Origin of the sequence: Bacillus sp. 2205SS5-2 (assembly GCF_037024155.1) — a bacterium.
Taxonomy (GTDB): Bacteria; Bacillota; Bacilli; order Bacillales; family Bacillaceae_K; genus Bacillus_CI.
Genome location: NZ_JAYKTS010000004.1, coordinates 120436 through 144340 on the forward strand (window position 1 = coordinate 120436; position 23905 = coordinate 144340).

A 23905-nucleotide genomic window follows, 5' to 3' on the forward strand; every position below is an offset into this window, starting at 1 on the left:
CTGATTCACTTCGTGTTCTGGCAGATGCCTGCCGTCCCTGAACAGCCACTTCCGCTTTTTGTTAGATCCAGCCTCTGAATCTTGAGGCTTCAGCCATCTTTCTTACTCCGACCATGTAGGCTGCTAGTCTCATGTCTACTCGACGGTTTTTAGAAGTGGTGTAGACATTCTCAAAACCTTTACAGATGACTTTTTCTAACTTTTCTTCAACTTCTTCTTCCGTCCAATAATAGCCTTGATTATTTTGCACCCACTCAAAGTAGGAAACTGTTACTCCTCCAGCAGAAGCTAGGACGTCTGGGACGAGCAGGATTCCACGTTCTGAAAGGATTTTTGTACCTTCTAATGTTGTGGGACCATTTGCCGCTTCGACTACGATGCTTGCTCGAATATTATGAGCATTTTCATCAGTGATTTGATTTTCAATAGCAGCTGGTACCAAAATGTCACAATCTAATTCTAATAACTCCTTGTTCGAAATCGTATTATCAAAGAGTTTTGTAACCGTTCCAAAGCTATCACGACGATCTAAGAGATAATCAATATCTAATCCATTTTCATCGTAAAGTCCACCATAAGCATCTGAAATTCCAATCACTTTTGCACCGGCATCATGCATAAATTTGGCAAGAAAACTTCCTGCATTTCCAAAGCCCTGGACAACGACTCTTGCCCCTTCAATTTTAAAGCCTTTTCGCTTTGCGGCTTCGCGAATACAGATAGTAACTCCTTTTGCCGTAGCGGATTCCCGACCATGAGAGCCTCCTAAGACAAGTGGTTTGCCTGTAATAAATCCAGGTGAGTTAAATTCATCAATTCGGCTATACTCATCCATCATCCACGCCATTATTTGTGAGTTAGTGAAAACATCAGGTGCAGGAATATCTTTTGTAGGTCCTACAATCTGGCTAATAGAACGAACATATCCCCGACTTAAGCGTTCAAGTTCGCGAAATGACATATCACGGGGGTCACAAACAATCCCCCCTTTCCCACCACCATAAGGTAAATCAACAATTCCACATTTTAAACTCATCCATATTGATAATGCTTTAACTTCCGTTTCTGACACACTTGGATGAAAACGAATACCACCTTTAGTCGGACCAACAGCGTCATTATGTTGTGCACGATATCCTGTAAACACTTTTACGTTTCCATCGTCCATTCTAACTGGTATCTTGACCGTTAATAAACGTAATGGTTCTTTTAATAATTCATATACTTCGTTTGGATATCCTAATTTCTCTAGAGCGTTATGTATGACAGTTTGAGTTGACGTTAGCACATTATTTTTCTCATTTTTGTTTTGATGTGAATCTTTTTCGGATGACATTTAATGTAAACCTCCCAGTATCTTCACTCCTGGCGTTTCTTCGCCTTTCCTCACATAGTATACACCTTCTCAACTGAACTGCAAAGAGATATAAAATGAGATTATCGCTATTTTTGTAAGCGCTATCTTTTTATCTATTCATTTCCTATACCCTAATTAAAATTTAAAAACATGTCATTTTATGCAAGCCCCATTGGTAGCCTAAAAATAATTTCGATCACCATGTTAAAAATTTGTTTTCTCAACATGGTATTGAAAAAGAAGCCCACATAAGGCTCCTTTCGTTTAGAACCGTTGAAAATAGGTGCACACTGTTGCAGCAGCGTTCTCAGATATAATCTTATTTCCATACTCACTTAAATATTCTTTCGTGAGAGTTTCTAACTCACCATACTCTTTTAGAAGAGCTTCTGATCCTTCAAGCGAAATGTCCAAAAGAATGATAGCCAAGTAGAACAATCCTTCATGAGAATAAAGCTCACTTTTCATATTTTGAAAAACGTTCAGTCGATGGGCAACATTAACAACTTCTTCAAAGGAAAGCAATCTAACGATGATTTCAGGATGGTCTTTTCGCGTGGATGAGCCAATCTCTTCTATATTTTCTCTGAAATCAAAATCATCTAGTGATTCAACCGTAAAAAGGAGAATGAGTTCATCATTGGTCAGCGAAAGGATTTCAACGGTAACAACTTCTTTCCACTCACCGCCAAATTGTTCTGAAGCAGTTTCCATTAATTCCTCAAACAATTCATGCCAACCGACTGATTCACTCAAGAGCTCATCTTGCAGCAATCCTTTTTGTTCGAGTTCTTCCATTGAAATGGAAAAACGAATTTGATTTTGCTTAATACGCTCAAGTTTCATTGACCACCCTCCCAAACCATGATGCTTATGTTCATAGTATGTATCGACGGAAAGATGGTGCTTGCTTAGATTTTGGCTTGCACATTAGATGCAATCCATTTTTCCCAATCTGATATAGTTGTCCCTACGATGTTACGGTTAAATTTTTGTTTTTTCGGTGAAGGCAGTGCATCAATTGCAAAACCGCCAAGTCCTACAACCAGTTCACTTCTCTCCTCTTCCAATCGTTGAATCAATTGAAGGGCATTTACGGCATTATCGACCATTGTACAGGATAAGAATAATAGTTTGGGCTCAATTGTGTCCAAGACGACATCCAAATCTTCTTCTTTAATACTTGCCCCTAAATATATCACATCAAATCCTTTTCTTCTCATGAAAAGGGTAAAGATTAACAAACCTAATTCATGCCATTCTCCAGGTGCGCACACGGCTACAACTTTTGGCAAAATCCCATTATGAGGGAATGAATGCATCACGCTACCAATTCTAGAGCGAAGTATGGAAGTCGCAAAATGCTCGTGGGCGGTTGTAATCTTCCCATTTTCCCACAAATCTCCTATTTTCACTAAAAGAGACCCTAAAATATCTATCATGACTTTATCAATGGTATAAAGAGCAAAGGCACGATTAATGATTTCATGCGCTCGGCCTTCGTCAAACCCCATTAGTGCGTTCAATAATTCTTTTGATATTCCACTTGGATTATGGGTATTGGTTTGTTGAAATTCTTCTTCCATAACAATCTCATGCTTATCTAGTAAAGCGACTGCCTGGCTGATGGTGAATCCCTGATTAACCTTTTCAATTAACCACTTTAATATATTGAGATGTTTTTCTGTGTATAAACGGTGCCCTGAATCGTTTCGGACTGGCTCTAAAATATTATACCTACGTTCCCAGGCGCGAAGAGTCCCAGGCTGAACACCTAATATATTAGAAATGGCTTTAATATTATATTTCCCTTCTGTCTCACTCATCATAAGCCCTCCAATATCTACCTTAAACTACAAAAATTATACTGGATAGACTGAGTTGTGTAAAATTTGTACATGCTTTGAATGAACATTGTACACTATTTAATTGCCCTTAAGAGAGATAATATGTGTTTCTGATTTAGCTCCTAATCGAAGGGGGAGATGGCGAGTGCCATATCCATTGCTTACTAATAAGGTTGTTTGTTTTAACCGATGAACTCGTCCAACTTTATAAAGTCCCCACGAAAAAACCCGAATTTGTCCACCGTGTGTATGTCCGCTAAGAATTAAATCGATCCCCTGATTCTTATGAATATTTTCCACGATATCTGGATTATGACTAATCAGTACGTTACACTCATGAGGGTGAATTTTCTGGAGAGCTTTTTCTAAATCCAGTTGCCCCATCTGGAGATCATCTACTCCGATAAAGTTTATGTACCCATTCTTCAAAGGAACTCTTAAGGATTGATTCTTCAAAATAAAAACATCTTCTTGTCTCAATAATTTCTCAACTTCTTGATTATTTGCTTTATAGTCATTGTTCCCCCAAACAAAAAGCAGAGGACCTATTGTTTTCAAAGTTCGAATATTTTCAGCCACTCTTGTTAGAGGAACACCGCTTTCGGTAATGTCTCCACCTAGAACAATCCAATCAACCTTAGAATTTAAGTTTTTTATCAACTCCCTGGGAATTTTCCTGCGATGAATATCTGATATAAAAAAGAGCCGAAAGGAAGAGTTCCCTTCCGGAAATGATGGAAGCAAAAACTCTTGATGAAGAATATTATTTTTATGCGCCTGTGAAAACATATACAATAAAAGCGCGACAATGCTTGCTAAGAAGAGAAGAACAAAAAGTATGCACAAAACCCCCTTATATTATCTTTCGAGATGCTGTAATGCTAAACAACATGGAAGATAGAATTAAAAACAAGGTAAAAATAAAGGAAAGCTGACAAAGAGCCACGATAACAGTGATATAACCACCTAATGATAGATATAAACTTAGTTTTCTAAATTTCTTATCCTTCCAAAAGGAGATGATCCAGTTTTGAAGCAGGTCGGTATAAAAAAAGAAGCTTCCCATGAAAGCCAAAGAGGCGGCAAAAAACAGCACCGGATTTAAGACTAAGTTGGTGATCGTTGCTACCGGGTCCTTTTCGAATAAATCACCTACCCATTTTATGTATAAATATGCTAAGAAAGTCGCAATCGCAAGCTTAATAATCTGACTAAACAAAAACATCCCCTCCCATACACTGTATGAGAAGGAGATGTTTTACATACATAAAGCTTTATTCGTCTTCGTTAATATGAAGAATTCGAAATCCAGAGCGTTCTAGTTTTTGTGTGAATTTTTCAATATTATCCTTCTTCTCGATTTTCAATACGATTCTTCGAAGAAGTTTATCACTATCATCAAACGTTACTAACGAAATTACAGATTCATGGAATTGCTTGATTATTTCGGATAGTCTTGCGATTCGTCCTTCTGTTTCTACTGAAGTAAAGGTAATGCGAACTCCATTTTGTTGCATTCCAAAGGCACTTTGGAATTGATTCATCACATCAAAACGGGTTACCAAACCTAAGAAATGTCTCTCTTCATCCACAACGGCGATAATTGGCAACTCTTTTAATTCGACAAGTGTTCTTTCAAAAATCTCGTCGTGTTCAATGAACTTCTCTTGAAGAGTTGCGATATCTTCCACCTTCGTTTGTAAAAGGTAGTCCTCTTTGGCTTGACCAGAATCAAAATAATTTTGATACACATTATACCGCGTCAAGATGCCGAGGTAATATTCTCCATCTAGCACAGGAATACCATCTAAACTATTTGTTTCAAGGACTGCTAAGGCACTTTGGACACTTTCTCCTTTATTAATATTAAAGCATTTGTTTTTTGGAATCATTACACTTTTAACATACATATTATCCACCTCACTCGAATTTAACGCTATACCACTATATTTCTACAAAAAAGGTCAAATTCCTTCTTTTCCTCGTAGCATGAGAAATTATTTTTCCCATACAATGTATAGAATGCTATAGACAGGAGGTCTAGAATGGAATCTTTTTATAAAAGTTATCAACCTTATTGTAGCCCATTTGATCCTTGTACGCCAATTTCGGTAAAAACCTATTCTACCCCACCCAATCTATATTTAGGCTTTCAGCCCCCTAATCTCCCTCAGTATACACCTAAGGAAGCGCTGAAGACGGGAACACTTTGGAAAGTTTTTTATGATCCTTATTATAGTCCGTTCGAAAAAGGAGGGGCGACATAATGAACTCAGTCACTCCTGAATACTACGAATCCTTGCAGCAACTCCAAGAAATCGATTTCGTTATATTAGAGCTTACCCTATATTTAGATACGCATCCACAGGACGTTCATGCTATTATGCAATACAATCATTGTGTTCAACAACGAAAAAAAGCAAAGAAAACTTTTGAATCGTCATTTGGAAGCTTAACCAGTTTTGGATACAGCTATAACAAAGACAAACAATGGACATGGCAATCTGCCCCTTGGCCATGGCAAGTCTAGATAGACGTTGGAGGGAAATTAATGTGGGTTTATGAGAAAAAATTACAATATCCTGTTCGTGTTAGCTCCTGCAATCCTCGATTGGCGAAGTATTTGGTTGAACAATATGGAGGGGCAGATGGAGAACTAGCTGCTGCTCTACGGTATTTAAATCAAAGATATACCATCCCAGATAAAGTGATCGGTCTCTTAACAGATATCGGTACAGAGGAATTTGCTCACTTGGAAATGATCGCGACAATGATTTATAAATTAACAAAAGACGCTACTCCCCAGCAATTAAAAGATGCGGGATTAGCTGCCCATTATGTAAGTCATGATTCCGCTCTGTATTATGAAAGTGCTGGAGGTGTTCCGTTTACGGCCTCCTACATTCAGGCAAAGGGAGACCCTATCGCCGACCTATATGAAGATATTGCTGCAGAAGAAAAAGCACGAGCAACATACCAGTGGATCATAAATATGAGTGATGATCCTGATCTAAATGATGGACTCCGTTTTTTGCGTGAAAGGGAAATTATTCATTCGCAGCGATTTAGAGAAGCAGTCGAAATTTTGAAAGAAGAGAAAGACCGTAAAAAAATATTTTAATATATACATTTCCGAATTAATTTTGAAGACGTATTTAAAGCGCGATTGATATAGAATTTAGGGTATATTTTCGCCTTTTCTTGAACTACACCAAATAAATATGAAGCCTTCTACGGGATAATACATGACTAGCAAAGATCTATTGGAAGGGCTGTTTTCGTAAAGATTGTAGCTTTTCGAATAAGAATATATTCCCTGATTTGTATGACTTCGTGCTCATTCGCTAATGAAAAATATTCCATTTCTAGATAAATAGTAAGTAATCAGTCAAAAAATCTTACTGCCTGTTTTTTTGTGCCAATAGCAACAAAGTATACGAAATGGCCATTGGAAAAGAATCTCAAATAAAGTAAGAGAGCGGAAATTGAACCGCTCTCTTACTTACTTTGATGATACAGATTAATGTCAAATTCTTTTTTCATGAATTCGAAGATAATATGCCTCTGCTTCCAAGCTTGATCCTTCCATAAATCCTTGCTTCGGTCAATGATTTCACAACGTAAGGTTTGATACTCCTTCTCTGTTTTTTCTTTTTTGTCAAAATGAATTTTACTTGCACCAAATAAAAAGACAGCTACTAAAAAAGAGAGAAGCATTGGTCCACTCGTAAAAAATGCAGAAAACATAGCATAAAACGAATAATCATGCGGGGAGAGAATAAATGTATAACTGATATAACTAAATGCAAAGCCATAAAAAATACTAACCCAGAGATAAAAAAGGTGCTTTATTTTCGCTTTTTCATATTTCTCTTTCCGTTCAATAACATTTTCGAGCATTTTCTTCGTCGCCTCATCGGTGTTCGTATTTAAGGTTAGAATCGAGGTTCCCACCCTACCACCTCCCTATCGTCACTATATGTACAACCCCTAGTGGCTATGTCAGAAATGCAAACAATAAAAATGAAAAAGCGACTATGACAAGTTGCATCGATTAGGTTCGTGACATTTCGAAAAAGTAAACCGATTTCTCCTTGCTTGAGTTAGACACAAAATCCATTTTACAGCCTACAATTATTTCAAAAAAATGATTTTCTTAAGGTTCATTTCGAATAAATTATGGCTATTTCACCTGATTTTTGGTTACTCCCTCCATTTCACTGTTAATTCCATTAAAAACAGACGAAATGATGCAAGAGACAAAGCTGTATCATAGGTGATTAAGCAATATGAATGCCACACTTTTTTTGAAAACAGCCTTTTTTAAAGTTAATTGCAATTGCTAAGAAAAATTGATTTTTGCATTTTTTTGATCCAACTCTAATATTTCGTTTAAAGAAGAGCTTTGAATAGTTTAACTAAAATAGTGTGAAAAAAGATAATATAGGTGCTGATCCCTCTATTCAAAAGGCTGTTTTCGCAAAGTTGGTGGCTTTTCGAATAAGAAGGAATCCCTTGACTCGTATGACTTCGTGCTCATTTCCTAATGATAAATTTGTCATTTCTAGATAAAAAAGAAAAAATCAACCGAAAAAACCCTACTGCCTGATTTTCTTTGTGTCAAGAGCAACAAAATATACGAAAAGAGCCATTCAGAAACAACATAATTTGCAAAAACGACATTCAAAAAAAAAAAAAAAAAGATACAAACATAATCTAATGGCTATGCCTCGCGTAAAATGACTTCTCCAAGAGAGATTGCTTGCTTATATTCATCAAATAACTTATCAAAAATGTCTTCCCAAGATTGCTTTAAAGCAATATCTCTTGCTCTTTTGGACATGTTCGCTCGTAGTTTAGGTTCTCTCACTAACTGTTCAACCCTTTTTATAAACTGCTCATTATTTCCAGGTTCACATAAAAAACCTGTACGTTCATGCTGTACGATACTTTTCACTCCACCTGAATCTGCTACAATTGAAGGTAGCCCAGAGGCCATCGCTTCTAAGACGACATTTCCAAAGGTTTCTGTAGTCGAAGGAAAAATGAATTGATGAGCTGATGCATAGGCGTTGGAAAGTTCAGAACCACTTAAATAACCAGTAAAGGTCACACTCTCGCATTTTAACGCTTCTTTCATTTCTCCAAAAGAAGGACCGTCTCCAACAATAACCCAATGGAGATCCTTTTTGATTAAGGGGGATACTCCTTTAATTGTTTTTTCTAACGTCATTAAGTCTTTTTCAGGGGCGATCCGCCCTACATACAGAGCAATATATTTTTTAGAAATATTGTAACGTTTTTTTTAAAACTCATTCTTAGATAGTTCTGGTGAGAAATGTAGACAATCTACCCCTCTACTCCAGATTGATACCCGATTAAACCCACGTTCTTCTAAATGTATTTTAGTTTGTAGAGAGGGGACAAAGATTTTTTGACAGGAGGAATGAAACCATTTCATATATTTCCATAGAACGGGAGAGAGGAATGAAAGTTTATAATAGTCTAAATACGAATCGAAGTTAGTATGATAAGAAGCTACGGTCGGAATTTTTAATTTCCTAGCAGCTTTCCTTCCATATAATCCCATTGTTAATGGCGTGACAACGTGAATGAGGTCGGGATGAAAAGTTAATAATCTTTTTTCAATCACTCGAGGATTCGCAATGGCGGTTCTACATTCAGGATAAAAAATAAAAGGAAAACTAGTAAATTGATGAACATTTTGATAAAGGGGGCTGTTCTCTATTTCAGGTGAAAATACCTCATACTGAATATTCTTTTTTTCCAAATTAGACGTTAAGCGTTTTATCGTTTTTGCCACTCCGTTTATCTGGGGACAGTAGGTGTCTGTGAAAATCGCAATTTTCATTCTGTTTTCCTCCATTTTTAGAATATTGTATTAAGTGTAATAGCAGTCGCTGGTTTTCCTTCTCCTAAATCACTGGTCAGTTGAAAAAAGTGTATGCGATTTTCTCCTAAACGATTACACGCATAAAACATATGTTAATCTTGTTCCCGTAACCAATCTCTCACTCGCAACAAATGACACTCTTTTCTGTATTCTCTTTACTTCTTATAATAAAGTTCAATTGTAAGTATTATTGTTGGGTTTTGTTAAAAATTTGTAATGACCTATTTGAAAAGCTAAATAAAAAAATAAAAAAAAACCAAACAACTCATTTGTTTGGTTCTCTTATTGGTTCATTGGGATTTTAAGTGTTTCACCCTCTTTAATTTCGTTCCCCTGTAGATGATTGTGTTGACGTATTGAATCTACCTTTTCCCCATTCCCATAATAGGTCACAGAAATTCGATATAGCGTTTCATTAGGTTGAACAACATGATAAAGATAGCTCACTTGAACTTGTTTTGGTTGATCTGATTTGTCAGAAGAAGACGCTGAGATAGTCCCTTTGTCCGGTAAATTTTTATCACCACCGGCATTTCCTGTGGTACCTTCATTAGTTGTGGTTTTTTCATTATCTGTTTCTTGATTATTTTCTTCAACTGGAATTGAAGGTTTAGTTTTTTTGGGGATAGTGGTTCGCGATTTCCCTACTTCTTCAATACTAGGAAACTCTTTTTCTGTTTTTCCGCTAATAATCTGAACCTCAGCATTTCGAGTAGAGGGAATGCTTAAAGACTGAGCTCCAGAAAACCATTTCGAGTAGGCCACAAAGAAACCAATAGGTAATACGATAAACAGTATTAATAGCATGCGAAGCAGTGGATATTTTATTTTCACTTTTGTTTTTTGTTTCTTATCTTTATGAACCTCACTCCTAGGAGGAAGCTTTTCTGAACCGTCACCTTCCATCTTACCTCGCAATTTTTGTGCTTGGCTCTTATGTTCAGGCATTTCTTATCCCTTCTTTACCGATTAATTTTCTGTCGTATTGCATTTCTGCGAATATGTATTCCTAATAGAAAATCGATTAAAAAATGCATAACAATTGTCACGAGCAAACTACCAGTCACATGAAATATCCAACCAATTAAAAAGCTCAGTAACGTCACGTTCAATATTAGAAATCCACTACGCCAGTAACGAATATGAATGACTGCAAAAATTAAGCTGGCCCAAAACCAACCAATATTAAACTGAAGAACGCCTCGAAATAGCCATTCTTCACAAAAAGCAATCAAGAGTGCTAGAAATGCGATATATGGGTAGCTTCTGGTTGAAAAGATACGCTCATTAATACCGCCATCATCATAATAATGACTAGGCAATAGATTCATTAAGAACAAATCCAGCAACACAACAAGAAATCCTCCTGCTACTCCAATGGCTACATACTCTACATTCCATGATACAAGTTCTACATACTCGTGCCATTTTTTCCTGAACAAAAGAAAAAGTAAAAATGAAAGACCCAGCATAATTGCTTGAGTAATGAGAAGATGAATTGTTAGTTCTTTATCTGAAAGTTGTTTAACAAGCTCAGCTTGCCGATTTGAATTTTTCATTCTGTCATCTCGACTTCAGTAAATTTTGTAATAATTCGCTCCACCCTGGTAAAGGTTGGTGAGGTGGATTCATCCCACTACGAAAATAAAGAGAAAGATCTACCCCGCAAACATCACAGCAAGGATTGACATTTGACCGTAGATTCTCACCAAAATAAGTAAGGATGCTTTCTCTGCGACAGCTTTGTCCATGTGCCCATTGAATGACATATGACAAATCATCCTGTTTTTGTTTGAACCGATCTCTCATCACGTCTTCTACATTCTGAGAAAAGGATTTCAAGTCAAAATCATCTGTATTTCCTATCTTAAGTTCCGATTCGTAGTATTTAAGTAGGCGTTGATGAATCTCACTTAACCCAAGGAGCTGGGCTTTTTGATTTAGCGAATAAGAACTTTCCTCCATGTAAGCATAGATCTGTTCTTTGGACAGATACTCAAGCTCAATCAGGCGCTGAGGTAATTGTTCATCTCCTGCGAGATATAATAACAATGCAATACTGTTTTGTCCATCCCTACCCGCTCGACCGATTTCTTGTAGATAGGATTCAATGGAGGAAGGAAAATGAAAATGGATGACAAAGCGAACATCCTCTTTATTAATGCCCATACCAAAAGCGCTTGTTGCACAAATCACATTTAACTGATTTATTAAAAACTGCTGTTGAATTAATATTCTTTGTTCTTGATCAAGTCCTGCATGATACGAAGAGGCTTGAATCCCGTCTCTTTCATTTAACAACCTTGCCATCTCATCAGCGACTTTCTTACTTGAAAAGTAGACGATGCCAGGTTTTTCTAGTTCAGAAATCAATGATTTTAACCTATCCACCTTGGCGTCATATGTTTCAACCTTCTCAACAATTATTCCAATATTTGGTCGATCGACTGATGATATCCGTTCAGCTGCTTTTTCAATATCTAACGTCATCACGATGTCTTGTCTAACCTTCTCAGTGGCTGTAGCCGAAAGAGCCAGCGTCACAGGAGAATTCAACGTCTTGCGAACACGACCCAATTTTAAATAATCCGGTCGAAAATCTGGTCCCCACTGGGAAATACAATGCGCTTCGTCTATAACGAATAATGCAATGGACATTTCTTTTAATTTCGACAGTATTTCTTCATTTGTTAACATTTCTGGTGAAATATATATAAACTTATAAGAATGTAAATAACTAATCGCTCTCCTCTTTTCTTCAAATGATAAAAATGAGTTAATTGCGACTACATGTTTTTCACCACTTGCTTTCATTTGTTCTACTTGATCTTGCATAAGAGACAAAAGAGGAGAAATTACTAGAACAGAACCAGTCATTAAATATCCAGATAATTGATAGCAAATTGATTTTCCCGTACCAGTTGGCAAAACAGCCAGTGTGTCCTGCCCGTCAAGTACAGATTGTATTATCTCCTCTTGTCCCTTTCGAAAAGATGAATAGCCAAAATGCTTCTTTAGCTCATGATTTAAGTCCATACCCATTTACTCCTTTTGCTAAAGCTAGTCGAATTTGAAAATAAGATAGTTGTGGAAACAGCTCCTTTAATGGCTTTAATTTCTTATGGGGCAAAGTCTTAGATGCTTGTACTACTTTTTGGGCATCCTTCTCATGAATGAACATCTGCATATTAAAGGACTTATCATTTAAAGCAATTTCAATGATATGATCTTCAATTGTCGCGATTTTCAATCGTCTCTTTTCAGCAATCCGTTCTTTCGACCAACCTCTTTGGAGTTCTTGATATGTTTTCATAGTCGATTCCGTCAGAGAAATCGGCAGAAACAGATCAGAAATTATCTGATTAAGTACTGAAAAAGATTTCTTCTCGTTCATTACCCGATTTATTAAGTAATGAAGACCCTCTAAAGATAAAAAATAAAATTCCGTTTCCTCCACGCGAAAGGCATCTGCACATTGGGTAAGCGTATGTCCAATGTAGCCTGCACCACTTAAACGAGTTACTATAAATAGAGGATCTATTGGAAAGTTATCTTCTGAGAAAAGTGCATGTAGCTCGTGAAGAAGACATTCCGTCAAAATTTCACGGTTGCCTGATGAACGAAGAAACTGTTTGATCCATCGTTGAACTTCAACATCTCGCTGAATGGGAAAATAATGTGTCTCTTTTTTCAAAGAATGGGATAAAACTTGTATCAGTAATGTTAATCTTTTCCAAAACTGATCACTAATCTTTTGTAACTCCCATCCGTTAATATGGACAGGAAAAGCATGTTTTAGAAAATAGCGCTCTAGTGTAGTCTCTCCCCGATTTGATATCAAAAAGGTTTCTTCTTTTATTTCCATAATCCACCCTTTATGGTGAAAAAATTGAATTCTTGTTTGAAAATCTGCTCTCGATAGAAAAGAAGCCGTCTGAAAAAAAGAGGTGAGTCCATATAAATGGGCATCTTGAATTGTTTGTGAAGAACGCTTCCCATTTAACAAATGAAAAATTCCATAAACCGTGCGCTCCCCGTTCAATTGCTTGACACAGTGTAGTATAACAGCATCCAAAAACGTCAGTCTCCTCACTCCTCACTTCTTTGGCAATGTCAATATTTTACCACGACTTATCCAATAATCGCTTGTTTTCTTTTCGTTTATTGTGGGAAATCTTAATAAGAAGCACCTGAATCAAGAACAATTAAAGCTAATTTACAACATCTTTTTATTGAAATGTTCAGCAATCACGATTAATATTATTATTGAGACAAAAAACATATACATTTCTTCACATACACCAAAAATGTATATTTATTGACACATCACAAATAGTATTAGGAGGTTTATACATGGCGAAGTACACAATTGTAGATAAAGATACTTGTATTGCATGTGGAGCTTGCGGAGCAGCTGCACCAGATATTTATGATTACGATGATGAAGGCATTGCATTCGTAACATTAGACGACAATACTGGAACTGTTGAAGTCCCTGAAGTACTCGAAGAAGATATGATCGATGCATTTGAAGGATGCCCAACAGACTCCATTAAAATTGCCGATGAAACATTCGATGGAGACTCATTGAAATTTGAATAGTTTTCCCTCTATAGAGGAATGCTAAAAACGAGTGCTGAATATTCAGCACTCGTTTTATATTGGGATTAGACCCCTTTATATTGAGTTTGTTTTTCAATCCAAGATTGCAAACGAACAAACATTAGCATAAACACCACGCCGATTACGATACCTTTTACTGCGTTGAACGGTAATATTGCCGTAACAATCATTTGACGAGTTGCTTCATTGCTCATCGCTGGCATATTCAAGAATAATGTATAGGCTGGTAAAATCACATAATAATTGAGCACACTCATGACAACAGCCATAATGACCGAACCTGATGCTAAAGCAACAATCATTCCGTTTTTGGTTTTCACTTTATTGTAAATAAAATATACCGGTAAAACAAACATGATCCCTGCCATAAAGTTTGCAAAGTGACCCACTGGAACACCTGTTTCACTTCCGGTTAAGAAGTAATCGAGGATGTTCTTAATTAACTCAACTAAAATGCCGGCGATTGGTCCAAATATAATGGCTGCAATTAAAGCAGGCACATCACTAAAATCCACCATTAAATACTTTGGAAATGGTGGTAGTGGAAAGTTTAGCATCATCAACACAAACGCTAACCCACTTAACATCCCCACACTGACATACGTTCTAACATTCATTTTCTTCATGTTGTCCTCTCTCCTTTTGACGATTCATCTAACGTCAGAAGAAAGGTTTGCCATTTGGATTTCATTAAAAAACCCTCAAGTTGAATACTTGAGGGAGAGTTAAGGCATATCCAAATAGACGTTCTAAACAAAGTTTTTGAACGCTGGCACACCCTCATCTTCTCCCATCCAGACTATACTGTCGGCTTTGGATTCTCACCAAATCAGCCAATCCGAAGAAAGGCTCACGGGCTTAGAGAAATAAACTCTCCTTACCGCCGGTCGGGAATTACACCCTGCCCCGAAGACGAATCTTTAATTTTCTTACATTATTTATTATACCCTACAAACAAAAAAGAGAAAAGAAAAAAGTTCGAAATCAAGAGAAAAGCGAAAGTGGCTTGACCTGAGGCGACAGGCAAATGAAGAGCTCGTAGGTGATGCCTGCATCACTGGAGAGTTATTCATTTGACCCGAGCCTCAGGTCAAGCCACTGTAGCTGGATCACGAAAAGCGGAAGTGGCTGCCAGGGACGGCAGGCATCTGGCAGTACACGTAGTGAATCCCGATTCACGCAGTGGGCTGACAAATGCCCGAGTCCCCTGATCGCTTTGCCCTCAATGCTCCGTGAAATAAATAAAAATACCAAAAATCTCACTGCAGTAGTCATTCAAACTCAATAATTTGAAGAAATGGTTTTCGATATTGGAATACTCAACTTTTCGGATACAACAATGGTCGTTCCATCTAGTCTATTCGCCAATTGAATCGCCTCGACTGATGTCTCATATTTTTGAGATAATGCCCAGAGGGTGTCACCGTGTTTAACAATGTGGATCATTTCATAAGGAGAAACCGCTTTATTAACCTGTACTAATCTTTCTTCGTGATAAGGATTGTGTTGATGGGCAGTGACAGCCTGTCCTATTTCTCCTTTTCCAAATATGTGAAAAGGATCCACCGCTCCTTCCTTTTCGTATGTCCATCCCTTACTATGAACTTCAAAATGAAGATGTGAACCAGTTGATCTTCCCGTACTCCCCATCAATCCTATTTGTTCTCCTTGTTGAACAACCTCACCTTCACCTACAGAACGAGATTGTAGATGTGCGTACACCGTCTCGTAACCGCTGTTATGAAGAATAAATACCACATTCCCATATGAAGATGAGAAATAGGATTTAGATACTACCCCCTGCTCTACTGCAACCACAGCAGTCCCTTCCTCACCTGCAATATCTAACCCTTTATGATTTCCACCTCTTGAGCCAAAAAAATCAGAAATCATTCCATCCACTGGAAAAATCCATGTTTGCTCGATTGAATAATTTGCTCGAGTACTACTTACGTTAATGACGCTACATCCGAAAATAACCAAGATTGTTATCACAATCCTATGTAACAACTTATACATTTTCATTACCTCCCTTTCCCCTGGTAGAAAACACGGTTTCTTCCAAACAATTAATGGAGACCATACCTAGAATCATCATTTCCATAAATCAATGATTCTATGAGTTCAAAACAAAAAACAGTCAGCTATGCTGACTGTTTTTTGTTTTGAGCTGTAGCAATGAGAAAGGCATATTGGGTGTTTCCTGTTTATTTAAGGACCATTTTATTAGGACCTACAGGCACTGAAATAGGTTGTGAAAAATCCCATCCATTCAATTTAATTGTGCCCATATCTGAAAATTGCACTTTTTGAAACCCAAAGCTTTTCGATGTAAGGAGGAGCGCCTCCAACATTTTTCTAACCTCACTTTGATCCAATTCATTCAAAGCTAAAGTTGGTTGGAAAGCAATACTAATGACATCTCCCTTATTTTCTATTCTAAGCATCTGCTCTTCTGGAATGAGCGGCTCATAAAAGCCATTCGGTTTTTCTTTCATAGCCGAAAACGCCTCCTCAATACTGCTGTATCTCACATCAGAAGGTACCAACAATTGCGTTCCGTTATGATTCAATTCATATAAAAAGTACCCTTTTTGTTTGTTTTTGGTTAAGTCAAAAGAGCTCAACTCACCTGTATTTGAAAATTCAGGGACAGATCCATCTGATAATGAAAATTCAATAATATCAACATATTCTTGGAAAGTCGATTGTAACATCGAAAAGAAATTTAACTCCGATGTGCTACCAGAACTAATACGGTCCACCTCATCCTTAGACAAAAAGGTATACTGTAGCTTTCTATCGTGTTCGTCAAACTGAAGAGTTGCGTTAAGTGGAAAGGTCGCATCAAATCCCCAATCTTCTTCTGGAAGTTGGGATGAGAGCATATGAAATCTATTTAACCAGCTTTTCTCTTCTACTTTTGGAGCGAGCATAGTTATTGGAACTACAAATCCATCCGGAGATAGAACACCAAAAGTTTGAGCTGTATAAAACTCCAAATCACTAGCAGAAGCATATTGCCTAGTAGTAGTTAAGTCACTATTTTGAATTAGACTCTCGCGTTCAGGCTCTCCATCGTTTGCAATTTTAGAAGAATCCGAAAAATCCCCTTCTTCTGTTGAATCAAAAAATTCATTTTTTTCTTTTAGTGAAGAAGGACTAGATTCTATTACCGTATTTGCATCTGATGAAAATTCTTTAGAATCGCCTGATCGATTATTAATCATATTAATGGTCACAATCGAAAACAAAAAAACAGCGGTCACAAGTGCAACAACAGGAAAAAGAGCAGTTAAACGGAGGGGAGGCTTTTGCTCTACTCTAGTTTGAAATTTTTCATACACTTCCTCTTTTGAACGAGAATCTTCAATCTTAGGAAGACTCCGTAATACATCTTCCACTCTACGTTCATCGAAAGGCTGTCTTGTCATGATTTCTTCCCTCCATTTCTTGCATTCTGTCCTTCATAGCATTATTCAACGTCCTCAAAGCACGATGTTGCGTGGTCTTCACTTTACTTTCAGTCCACTCTAAAGCCTCAGCAGTCTCTTTGATGGATAGCTCTTGCAAATAACGCAAGACTACAACCATTTTCTGGTCTACGGTACACAAATCTAAACATTGGTACATTGCTTGAATTTCTTCATTTTGTTCTACTACTTCTTCAGGAAGCAATTGCTTGCTTTCGAGCTTCGATTTGCTCCAATCAAACTTTTCAGCAATTTTATTTTTCCAACCTTTTTGTTTACGAAAGTAATCAACCGCTACGTTTTTACTAATTGAAAAAAGCCACGTTTTCTCAGAAGACTTCCCTTCAAACAAGTGATGAGATTTTAACACACGTATATATACTTCTTGAACTAAATCTTCTGCTGTCTCTCTATTTTTCGTTAAATATATCAGAAACTGAAACACATCCTGATGATAGTTGTCATACAGGCTATGGAAATCGGATCTCATCCCTTTCCCTCCTATCAAATTAGTCGTATCTTTCTCGATTAAGTTACATATGTTTTTATGATAGTACGACAGCATCAAAAAAGGAAGGAGATTATTCCTAACGAGTTCCAAACCCTATCTCAAACATATAAAATTCAAAATAAATCACCTACCAAATTCCATTGACATTTATTAGGTGGTTTTTTGTTGATTTAAGCTCTTTCCATATACGTTGTTGCTCTAGTATATTAAAACTTATGGAAACACTGCTTTTTTCAATTCTTTCGGATAAAAAATGAGGCGAAAAAATGCCCGGAGTCTTATTCATCATGAATTAATCATTATTATGAATAGCCACAATGTATACGAAAAGAGCTTAAAATAAATATTGTAATTGTGAAGAAATCCACTTAATGGACAGTTTTACAAAACACAATATTAATTCAAAATTAAAATAGAGGGGATGGTTTCCGATTTATTACTTACTAATTTTCGAACTCCCTCGATTGTCGACAACAGGTTTCTCTATTAACGGGGGAAGTCAAAGAACCTCTGAGGATGAAATCGTTGAGAAGAAAGATAATTGGACATTAAGCGAGTAGAGTACCAAAAATAATCACTATAAATAGCTCAGTTTATTGACTGAGCCATCATCATATGCACCCCCATTGATGGTATATTTTGGGGTGCATTTGCTTGAGAAAACCTAGGTTTTACATTAGGTACCGAAACCTGTTCGTTCATTCAGACTTCCTTGTTAATGTTCCTGGTGAAACAAGATTTCACTACAAATCTTGTGAATGTTTTTGTTAAATCGACGTTAGGCTGGCGGTGCTTAATTAGGAATAAAGAAGGAAAACGTCGTACCTTGTCCAAATTTACTTTTTACAGAAATCCGCCCCTGATGCGCTTCCACGATATTTCTTGCAATCGCAAGACCGAGCCCCGTTCCAGAACGTCCTCTTGTCCGAGCTTTATCTGCTTTATAAAAACGCTCAAAAATAAACGGCAAATCTTCCTCTGGAATACCTGATCCAGAATCTCTAATTGAAAACTGAATTCCACGGTTCGATGCTTCTCCAATCACTATCACAAATCCATTTTCCGGAGTGTGGCGAATGGCATTATCGATAAGATTAGTAAAGACTTGTTCAATTTTATCAGGATCCAGGAATAGAGTTTCATCATGAGCTACACTGTTCATTTCAAATGTGATGTTAATTCCTTTTTCTTTGGCAATCCCTTGAAACTTATTAGTAACTCTTTCACCGAAAGGTAAAATTTTTATGAGTTCTTTATGAAGAGTGATATGCCCCGCTTCCATTCTAGCTAAATCTAGTAAATCATTCACTAATCGACCCATACGAAGCGACTCCTCATAAATAATCTTGGCAATTTCTTTCTTCTCTTCCGCTGATTCAGCAATATCATCTACAATCGCTTCTGAATAGCCTTGAAGCATGGAAATAGGTGTTCGCAACTCATGAGAAACATTCGCAATAAAGTCTTTTCGCATTTTATCTAACTTCCGCTCTTCACTCATGTCGCGCACTACCGCTACGGCTCCACGTACGGCTTGATGATTGTACAATGGACTGATAATGATGACGTAAGAAGATCCTTCAATCATGAGCTCTTCTGTTTGTTCGCTTTCTGTTTGCACAACCTTATCTAATAACGAGCTCACTTTTGGCGGAACGGCAGTAAGAGTGTTTTCATGTTTTTCTTGATACCATTTTTGTAAAAATCGGTCAGCGGGAGGGTTAGTTATTAACATTGTCCCATCTATGTTAAACGTAATGACACCATCAGCCATCGAGCTTAATATGGATGTTAACTGTTCCTTTTCTTGATTTAATGCATTGATATGATATTTTAATTGTCGCCCCATCTGGTTAAAAGCCGTTGCTAACTCTCCAATCTCATCATGGGTAAGAATCGGTACTTTCGTATCAAATCGACCTTTTGTGACTTCGGTTGCTGCTTCTTTCATCTTTCGTAGCGGGGCCGTGATACGCGTCGAAAGAAAAAATGCAAAGATAGTCGTTAAAATTAACGCAATTCCCGCAGCTAAAAACAAAATTTGTTTCGTTTGATTAGTTGTCTTTTGAATAACCCCTAATGATTGATAAATATAGACCGCACCATCATTCCCATCAACCTCGAGTGGAACACCCACCACAATGATGTTCTCGTACCGATTAGAAGCTCTTTCATTGCTATCACTCATTTCCTTCACGATGGATTGTCGTTGCTCAAAAACGGTGAGCAATTCTTCATTTTTTAGAATCTGATCTTTTAAATAGAGCATTTTTTGATTCGATCCAGAATAATAGTGGATGTTGTTTTTGCTAAAAGCAATAAGAGTTGAGGCTGGGTTCTCAACAATTTCCTTAGTAATTTCGAGCCCTAGGCCCCTATCTTCATGATTTTCTATAACCCTAGCTACCTTCTTAGCCGTCTTCATTAGTTCTTCTTCAACTTCATTCACATGATAATTCTGAAAAAATTGAAGCAGTAAAATGGTGAGAATAATCAATACCGAGGATACCAAGAGAAGAATAGTCATCCACAGTTTCCCTACAACACTTTTCCAAAGTCTCATTCATTTGTTACCTCAAATTTATAGCCCACACCCCAAACAGTCACAATCATCTTCGCTGCGTTTTCTGATACTTTATTTAATTTTTCACGAAGACGTTTCACATGCGTATCTACGGTTCTTAAATCCCCAAAAAATTCATAATGCCAAACTTCTTTCAACAATTGTTCGCGATCAAAAACTTTATCCGGTGCTTTCGCTAAAAAGAATAGTAATTCATATTCTTTTGGTGTTAAATTAACGTCCTTTTGGTCTGCTGTCACTCGATGAGCGTCATTGTCAATTGTTAAATGTGGGTATACAATTAAGTCTTTAGTTGAAGTATCTGTTTGGACATAGGCTGTTGTAGAAGATCGTCTCAGCAAAGCTTTCACTCGGAGAACCACCTCACGTGGACTAAATGGCTTCACAATATAATCATCTGCCCCCACTTCAAACCCCTGAACCCGATTGGCTTCCTCTCCTTTTGCCGTTAACATAATAACAGGCGTCGCCTTGTGCTCTCTTAACTCTTGACATACTTCAATCCCATCTTTCCCAGGCATCATAACGTCTAATAAGATGCAATCATAGTTGTTGTCTAAAGCCAATTGCAAAGCGGTTTCACCATCTTCAGCTTCGTCTATTATGTAATTCTCTCTTTCTAAATACATTTTAAGTAACCTTCTAATTCTTTCTTCATCATCTACAATTAATATTTTCAACTGATTTTCCATGTTAAGTCCCCCTGTAATAAACTTAAATCCTTTAATCACTATTGTAATAGAAAAAATCCCCCACATAAAGTGGAGGGATAAACTTTTGCTTTAGGCGTAAGAATGGAGCCCAGCAATAATTAGATTTACCGCGATTAAATTAAACATAATAATCACAAACCCAATAACAGCTAACCATGCAGATTTCTCACCTTGCCAGCCCTTAGACATCCGTAAATGTAAGAAGGCTGCATAAAATAGAAAGGTGATAAGAGCCCATACTTCTTTCGGGTCCCAACCCCAAAATCGGTGCCAAGCTACTTGAGCCCAAATCATTGCAAAAATTAATGCGCCCAAAGTAAAGACTGGGAACCCAATGAGCACTGACCGGTACCCTATTTCATCCATTAGTTCTGAATTAACTTTTCTCACTAGTGGTTGAAGTAAAGCACCTATTCTTTTTCTTGCTAGGAGGCGGATTAAACCATATAAAACAAAGCCAGCTCCTAGCGACCAAATAACCGTATTTAATTTCCTTGCCGAAATATTTTCAGGAGTCGCCACAAATGGTTCCATTACGTCATCTGTCACAGCAACCCATTCATATGGACCAACAACTGCAGGAAGATTATACATCTCAATGTCTTGTTCTCCTGCTTTCGTTACATATTCAAATTCAGCTTCATAATTCATGAAAGAAAAAGTCGTAGTGACAACGACAAAGCCAATGACGGCCACTAAGCCAAACAGAACAATCTCTAACCATGTCGTTTTTTTACTTCTCATACTCTGATCAATATTTTTCAATAAATAAATTAATCCTGTGACAAAGCTGATGGCTAAAATCGCTTCCCCTGCTGCTGCAGTCGTTACGTGAATATGCAGCCAATCACTTTTTAACGCCGGAATTAATGGACTAATTTCTTTCGGGAACATGCTAGCATAGGCTATTATTAGTAAGGCAATCGGAAGTGCAAACAATCCAATTATAGGTGTTCGATACATTGCAAAGATGATAATAAATGCTCCTACAAGCATCATACCAAAGAAGGTGGTAAATTCAAATAAATTACTAACAGGTGCATGACCTGAAGCGATCCATCGGGTAATAAAATAGGCTACTTGGGCAATAAATCCTACCGCCGTTATCGTAATAGCTATTTTCCCAGAGCGATTGTTTTTATGAGCATTGCTTCCATTGTCTTTGGAACGGATGGCTCCTCCAAAGAAAACAGTTGCTACTAAATATAGCACAAACGACACATAGAGTAGATTGCTACTTACTACTACTAAATCCATTCCGTCCCCTCCTTATTTCTCGTCCTCAGACTGATCAATCGGCATGTTTATATCCGATCCATTAAGAATATATTGTAAATCTTTTTTTACGGTCTGCCAATTTTTATTTGTATGTCCGGCAATCGTAAGCTTTCCATCTTGGTATTTAAGCCAAATCCGACGATGATTCCAATAAGCTCCTTGAATCACACCGACCATGAAGATAAATCCACCTAGACCCAAAATCCATAGAGTATTATCTTTATTGACGTTTAGCACAGAGATATTACGAGTTTCAATGCCAGCAAAAGACATTTTATAATCATTTCCAGAATCGACGTTTTGCATTATGCCGACAAAACTGACTTCTCCCTCGGGATGCTCAGGAGTGAACATCTTAAAAAGGAAGGCAGGGTTATTAGGAAGTGACGAAGCTGTCTCCGGTTCTCCTTCATCATTCAAACCTGAAAAATCAGGAAAATAGCCCATTAACTCAATTTTGTTCCCATTTTCCAGTAAATACTCATCTTCAGGACTGAATAAGTCAATGGTGATGGTCCCCATATTTTCTTCTGTGTCTTTTTTGGATAAAGAAAAACTCATTGTTTTAAACTCATTTAATTTATATGACGTTTGATATAAGGCAAATCCGTTAAATTTCAACGGCTCGTTCACACGAATTTCTCCCGATTTCACTTCCTTCAATTCTGCCTGTTGACCAGGAAGCAGACTCTCTGGTTGCTCGAATAAGACGACATCTGTCTGGAAATTTTTCGGGATCGTACCCACTCGGTCGATGGCTTCATCAAACACATCTTTATCCTCTTCTTTACTATACGTCTCGAGAATGAATTTTTTATTTTCTAAATAATATTGTTTTTCCGTACCGGGAATGGGAAGAGTTTCACCTTCTCGAATCCAAAGCGTCTCATCAATATACATACCTGGAACAAGCCTTAGCATACCACCGAATAAGAACACAATAAGTCCTAAGTGATTAACATATGGACCCCATCTGGAAAACCGACCCCGTTCTCCTAAGAAACTCCCTTTCTCTTCAAACAAGCGGTAGCGTTTTTCTTTCATTTTTTGCTTGATAACTTCTACTTCAGCAACGGAAACATCCTCTGAAACCGAATACATTCTTTGACGTTTCAAGAAACTATCATGTCTAATCACACGTTGATTTTTTAATGACTTATATAACGGAAATAAGCGATCAACACTGGCGACGACAAGTGAAATGGCTAAAGAGGCTACGAGTAGAATATACCACCATGAGCTATATAGATTGTGAAGCCCTAACCGATAATACGCTAGTCCTAACCAGCCGTATTCTTCTTGATAAAATTGTTCAGGCGTACGGGAAGGAATATACAACTCCTGAGGGAAGATGGTTCCAACGGCTGAAGCAATCAATGTTAAAATAATAATCCATACGCCAACCTTCACAGACGAGAAGAAATTCCAAATTTTATCAACAAATGTTTTATTGTACGTTTGAGAGCGACGAGAGCTCCCTTCATATCTCATATCATGTATTTTTTCATTCTTAGCAGCATCAGTTAAAGCCCGACCACATGACTGACAAAGCACGGTGCCAGGGGGATTAACATGTGCGCATTCACAAATAGTATCCTTCATAGT

At 37.4% G+C, this 23905-nt stretch carries 26 protein-coding genes and 1 riboswitch; of the genes, 5 read left to right on the forward strand and 21 right to left on the reverse strand.

What is annotated here, in order from left to right; all coding sequences use genetic code 11:
- Window positions 1-61 precede the first annotated feature (61 nt).
- The 6 genes from U8D43_RS04235 to U8D43_RS04260 all read right to left on the reverse strand — a co-directional run bounded on the left by U8D43_RS04235 (window position 62) and on the right by U8D43_RS04260 (window position 5114).
- Complete coding sequence (locus U8D43_RS04235) at window positions 62-1336, reverse strand: Glu/Leu/Phe/Val family dehydrogenase (protein WP_335869746.1); 1275 nt, start codon at window positions 1334-1336, stop codon at window positions 62-64.
- A 285-nt stretch (window positions 1337-1621) separates the two neighbouring features.
- Window positions 1622-2203, reverse strand: a complete 582-nt coding sequence (locus tag U8D43_RS04240; protein ID WP_335869747.1) for an adaptor protein MecA — start codon at window positions 2201-2203, stop codon at window positions 1622-1624.
- Between the two features lie 65 nt (window positions 2204-2268).
- Complete coding sequence (locus U8D43_RS04245) at window positions 2269-3183, reverse strand: MerR family transcriptional regulator (RefSeq protein ID WP_335869748.1); 915 nt, start codon at window positions 3181-3183, stop codon at window positions 2269-2271.
- 99 nt (window positions 3184-3282) lie between these two features.
- The gene (locus tag U8D43_RS04250; protein ID WP_335869854.1) at window positions 3283-3993 is read right to left on the reverse strand and encodes a metallophosphoesterase; all 711 of its coding nucleotides are present in this window, start codon (window positions 3991-3993) and stop codon (window positions 3283-3285) included.
- A 64-nt stretch (window positions 3994-4057) separates the two neighbouring features.
- Window positions 4058-4423: a 6TM ABC transporter family protein gene (locus tag U8D43_RS04255; protein WP_335869749.1), complete on the reverse strand. Its 366-nt coding sequence runs from the start codon at window positions 4421-4423 to the stop codon at window positions 4058-4060.
- Window positions 4424-4478: 55 nt separating this feature from the next.
- Window positions 4479-5114 (reverse strand): CBS domain-containing protein, encoded by a 636-nt coding sequence (locus U8D43_RS04260; RefSeq protein WP_335869750.1) that lies wholly within the window; start codon window positions 5112-5114, stop codon window positions 4479-4481.
- Window positions 5115-5249: 135 nt separating this feature from the next.
- Here U8D43_RS04260 and U8D43_RS04265 point away from each other — a divergent pair, with 135 nt between their 5' ends.
- The 3 genes from U8D43_RS04265 to U8D43_RS04275 are packed head-to-tail and all read left to right on the forward strand — an operon-like array spanning window position 5250 to window position 6325.
- Window positions 5250-5471: a spore coat associated protein CotJA gene (locus tag U8D43_RS04265; protein ID WP_335869751.1), complete on the forward strand. Its 222-nt coding sequence runs from the start codon at window positions 5250-5252 to the stop codon at window positions 5469-5471.
- Window positions 5471-5734 (forward strand): spore coat protein CotJB, encoded by a 264-nt coding sequence (locus tag U8D43_RS04270; protein WP_335869752.1) that lies wholly within the window; start codon window positions 5471-5473, stop codon window positions 5732-5734. Before U8D43_RS04265 ends, U8D43_RS04270 begins: the two co-directional genes overlap by 1 nt.
- 21 nt (window positions 5735-5755) lie before the next feature.
- Window positions 5756-6325, forward strand: coding sequence for a manganese catalase family protein (locus U8D43_RS04275; protein ID WP_335869753.1), 570 nt, complete (start codon window positions 5756-5758; stop codon window positions 6323-6325).
- Window positions 6326-6702: 377 nt separating this feature from the next.
- On the opposite strand, the gene U8D43_RS04280 is transcribed toward U8D43_RS04275, so the two are convergent.
- The 7 genes from U8D43_RS04280 to U8D43_RS04310 form a co-directional block, all read right to left on the reverse strand.
- Entirely contained in the window at window positions 6703-7158 is a 456-nt protein-coding gene (locus U8D43_RS04280) for a DUF2663 family protein (RefSeq protein WP_335869754.1), read from the reverse strand.
- 769 nt (window positions 7159-7927) lie between these two features.
- Entirely contained in the window at window positions 7928-8494 is a 567-nt protein-coding gene (locus tag U8D43_RS04285; protein ID WP_335869855.1) for a glycosyltransferase, read from the reverse strand.
- Window positions 8495-8509: 15 nt separating this feature from the next.
- Window positions 8510-9076 (reverse strand): glycosyltransferase, encoded by a 567-nt coding sequence (locus tag U8D43_RS04290; RefSeq protein ID WP_335869755.1) that lies wholly within the window; start codon window positions 9074-9076, stop codon window positions 8510-8512.
- A 324-nt stretch (window positions 9077-9400) separates the two neighbouring features.
- Window positions 9401-10066 (reverse strand): LysM peptidoglycan-binding domain-containing protein, encoded by a 666-nt coding sequence (locus U8D43_RS04295; protein WP_335869756.1) that lies wholly within the window; start codon window positions 10064-10066, stop codon window positions 9401-9403.
- 14 nt (window positions 10067-10080) lie between these two features.
- Window positions 10081-10677 carry a CPBP family intramembrane glutamic endopeptidase gene (locus U8D43_RS04300; protein WP_335869757.1) on the reverse strand — a complete coding sequence of 199 codons (597 nt, stop codon included), beginning with the start codon at window positions 10675-10677 and terminating at the stop codon, window positions 10081-10083.
- A gap of 4 nt (window positions 10678-10681) precedes the next feature.
- Entirely contained in the window at window positions 10682-12154 is a 1473-nt protein-coding gene (locus U8D43_RS04305) for a RecQ family ATP-dependent DNA helicase (protein ID WP_335869758.1), read from the reverse strand.
- Window positions 12138-13193, reverse strand: a complete 1056-nt coding sequence (locus tag U8D43_RS04310; RefSeq protein WP_335869759.1) for a YpbB family protein — start codon at window positions 13191-13193, stop codon at window positions 12138-12140. The genes U8D43_RS04305 and U8D43_RS04310 overlap by 17 nt, the downstream gene beginning before the upstream one ends.
- Window positions 13194-13471: 278 nt before the next feature.
- On the opposite strand from U8D43_RS04310, the gene U8D43_RS04315 reads away from it, so the two are divergent.
- A complete protein-coding gene (locus U8D43_RS04315; RefSeq protein WP_335869760.1) occupies window positions 13472-13720 on the forward strand; it encodes a ferredoxin in 249 nt (82 codons plus the stop codon).
- 65 nt (window positions 13721-13785) lie between these two features.
- On the opposite strand, the gene U8D43_RS04320 is transcribed toward U8D43_RS04315, so the two are convergent.
- Window positions 13786-14367, reverse strand: a complete 582-nt coding sequence (locus tag U8D43_RS04320) for an ECF transporter S component (protein ID WP_335869761.1) — start codon at window positions 14365-14367, stop codon at window positions 13786-13788.
- A gap of 152 nt (window positions 14368-14519) precedes the next feature.
- A riboswitch (FMN riboswitch) is annotated at window positions 14520-14659 on the reverse strand.
- A gap of 127 nt (window positions 14660-14786) precedes the next feature.
- Here U8D43_RS04320 and U8D43_RS04325 point away from each other — a divergent pair.
- Window positions 14787-15029 carry a hypothetical protein gene (locus U8D43_RS04325; RefSeq protein WP_335869762.1) on the forward strand — a complete coding sequence of 81 codons (243 nt, stop codon included), beginning with the start codon at window positions 14787-14789 and terminating at the stop codon, window positions 15027-15029.
- Here the strand turns inward: U8D43_RS04325 and U8D43_RS04330 are convergent.
- The 7 genes from U8D43_RS04330 to resB all read right to left on the reverse strand — a co-directional run bounded on the left by U8D43_RS04330 (window position 15023) and on the right by resB (window position 23902).
- A complete protein-coding gene (locus U8D43_RS04330; RefSeq protein WP_335869763.1) occupies window positions 15023-15760 on the reverse strand; it encodes a peptidoglycan DD-metalloendopeptidase family protein in 738 nt (245 codons plus the stop codon). The genes U8D43_RS04325 and U8D43_RS04330 overlap by 7 nt on opposite strands.
- Before the next feature lie 188 nt (window positions 15761-15948).
- Window positions 15949-17175 (reverse strand): hypothetical protein, encoded by a 1227-nt coding sequence (locus U8D43_RS04335; protein WP_335869764.1) that lies wholly within the window; start codon window positions 17173-17175, stop codon window positions 15949-15951.
- The gene (gene sigX / locus U8D43_RS04340; RefSeq protein ID WP_335869765.1) at window positions 17153-17704 is read right to left on the reverse strand and encodes an RNA polymerase sigma factor SigX; all 552 of its coding nucleotides are present in this window, start codon (window positions 17702-17704) and stop codon (window positions 17153-17155) included. The genes U8D43_RS04335 and sigX overlap by 23 nt, the downstream gene beginning before the upstream one ends.
- A gap of 814 nt (window positions 17705-18518) precedes the next feature.
- Window positions 18519-20288 carry an ATP-binding protein gene (locus U8D43_RS04345; protein WP_335869766.1) on the reverse strand — a complete coding sequence of 590 codons (1770 nt, stop codon included), beginning with the start codon at window positions 20286-20288 and terminating at the stop codon, window positions 18519-18521.
- The gene (locus tag U8D43_RS04350; protein ID WP_335869767.1) at window positions 20285-21001 is read right to left on the reverse strand and encodes a response regulator transcription factor; all 717 of its coding nucleotides are present in this window, start codon (window positions 20999-21001) and stop codon (window positions 20285-20287) included. Before U8D43_RS04350 ends, U8D43_RS04345 begins: the two co-directional genes overlap by 4 nt.
- A gap of 90 nt (window positions 21002-21091) precedes the next feature.
- On the reverse strand, window positions 21092-22279 hold the full coding sequence (ccsA, locus tag U8D43_RS04355; protein ID WP_335869768.1) for a cytochrome c biogenesis protein CcsA: 1188 nt from the start codon (window positions 22277-22279) through the stop codon (window positions 21092-21094).
- Window positions 22280-22291: 12 nt separating this feature from the next.
- On the reverse strand, window positions 22292-23902 hold the full coding sequence (resB, locus tag U8D43_RS04360) for a cytochrome c biogenesis protein ResB (RefSeq protein ID WP_335869769.1): 1611 nt from the start codon (window positions 23900-23902) through the stop codon (window positions 22292-22294).
- Window positions 23903-23905: the final 3 nt, after the last annotated feature.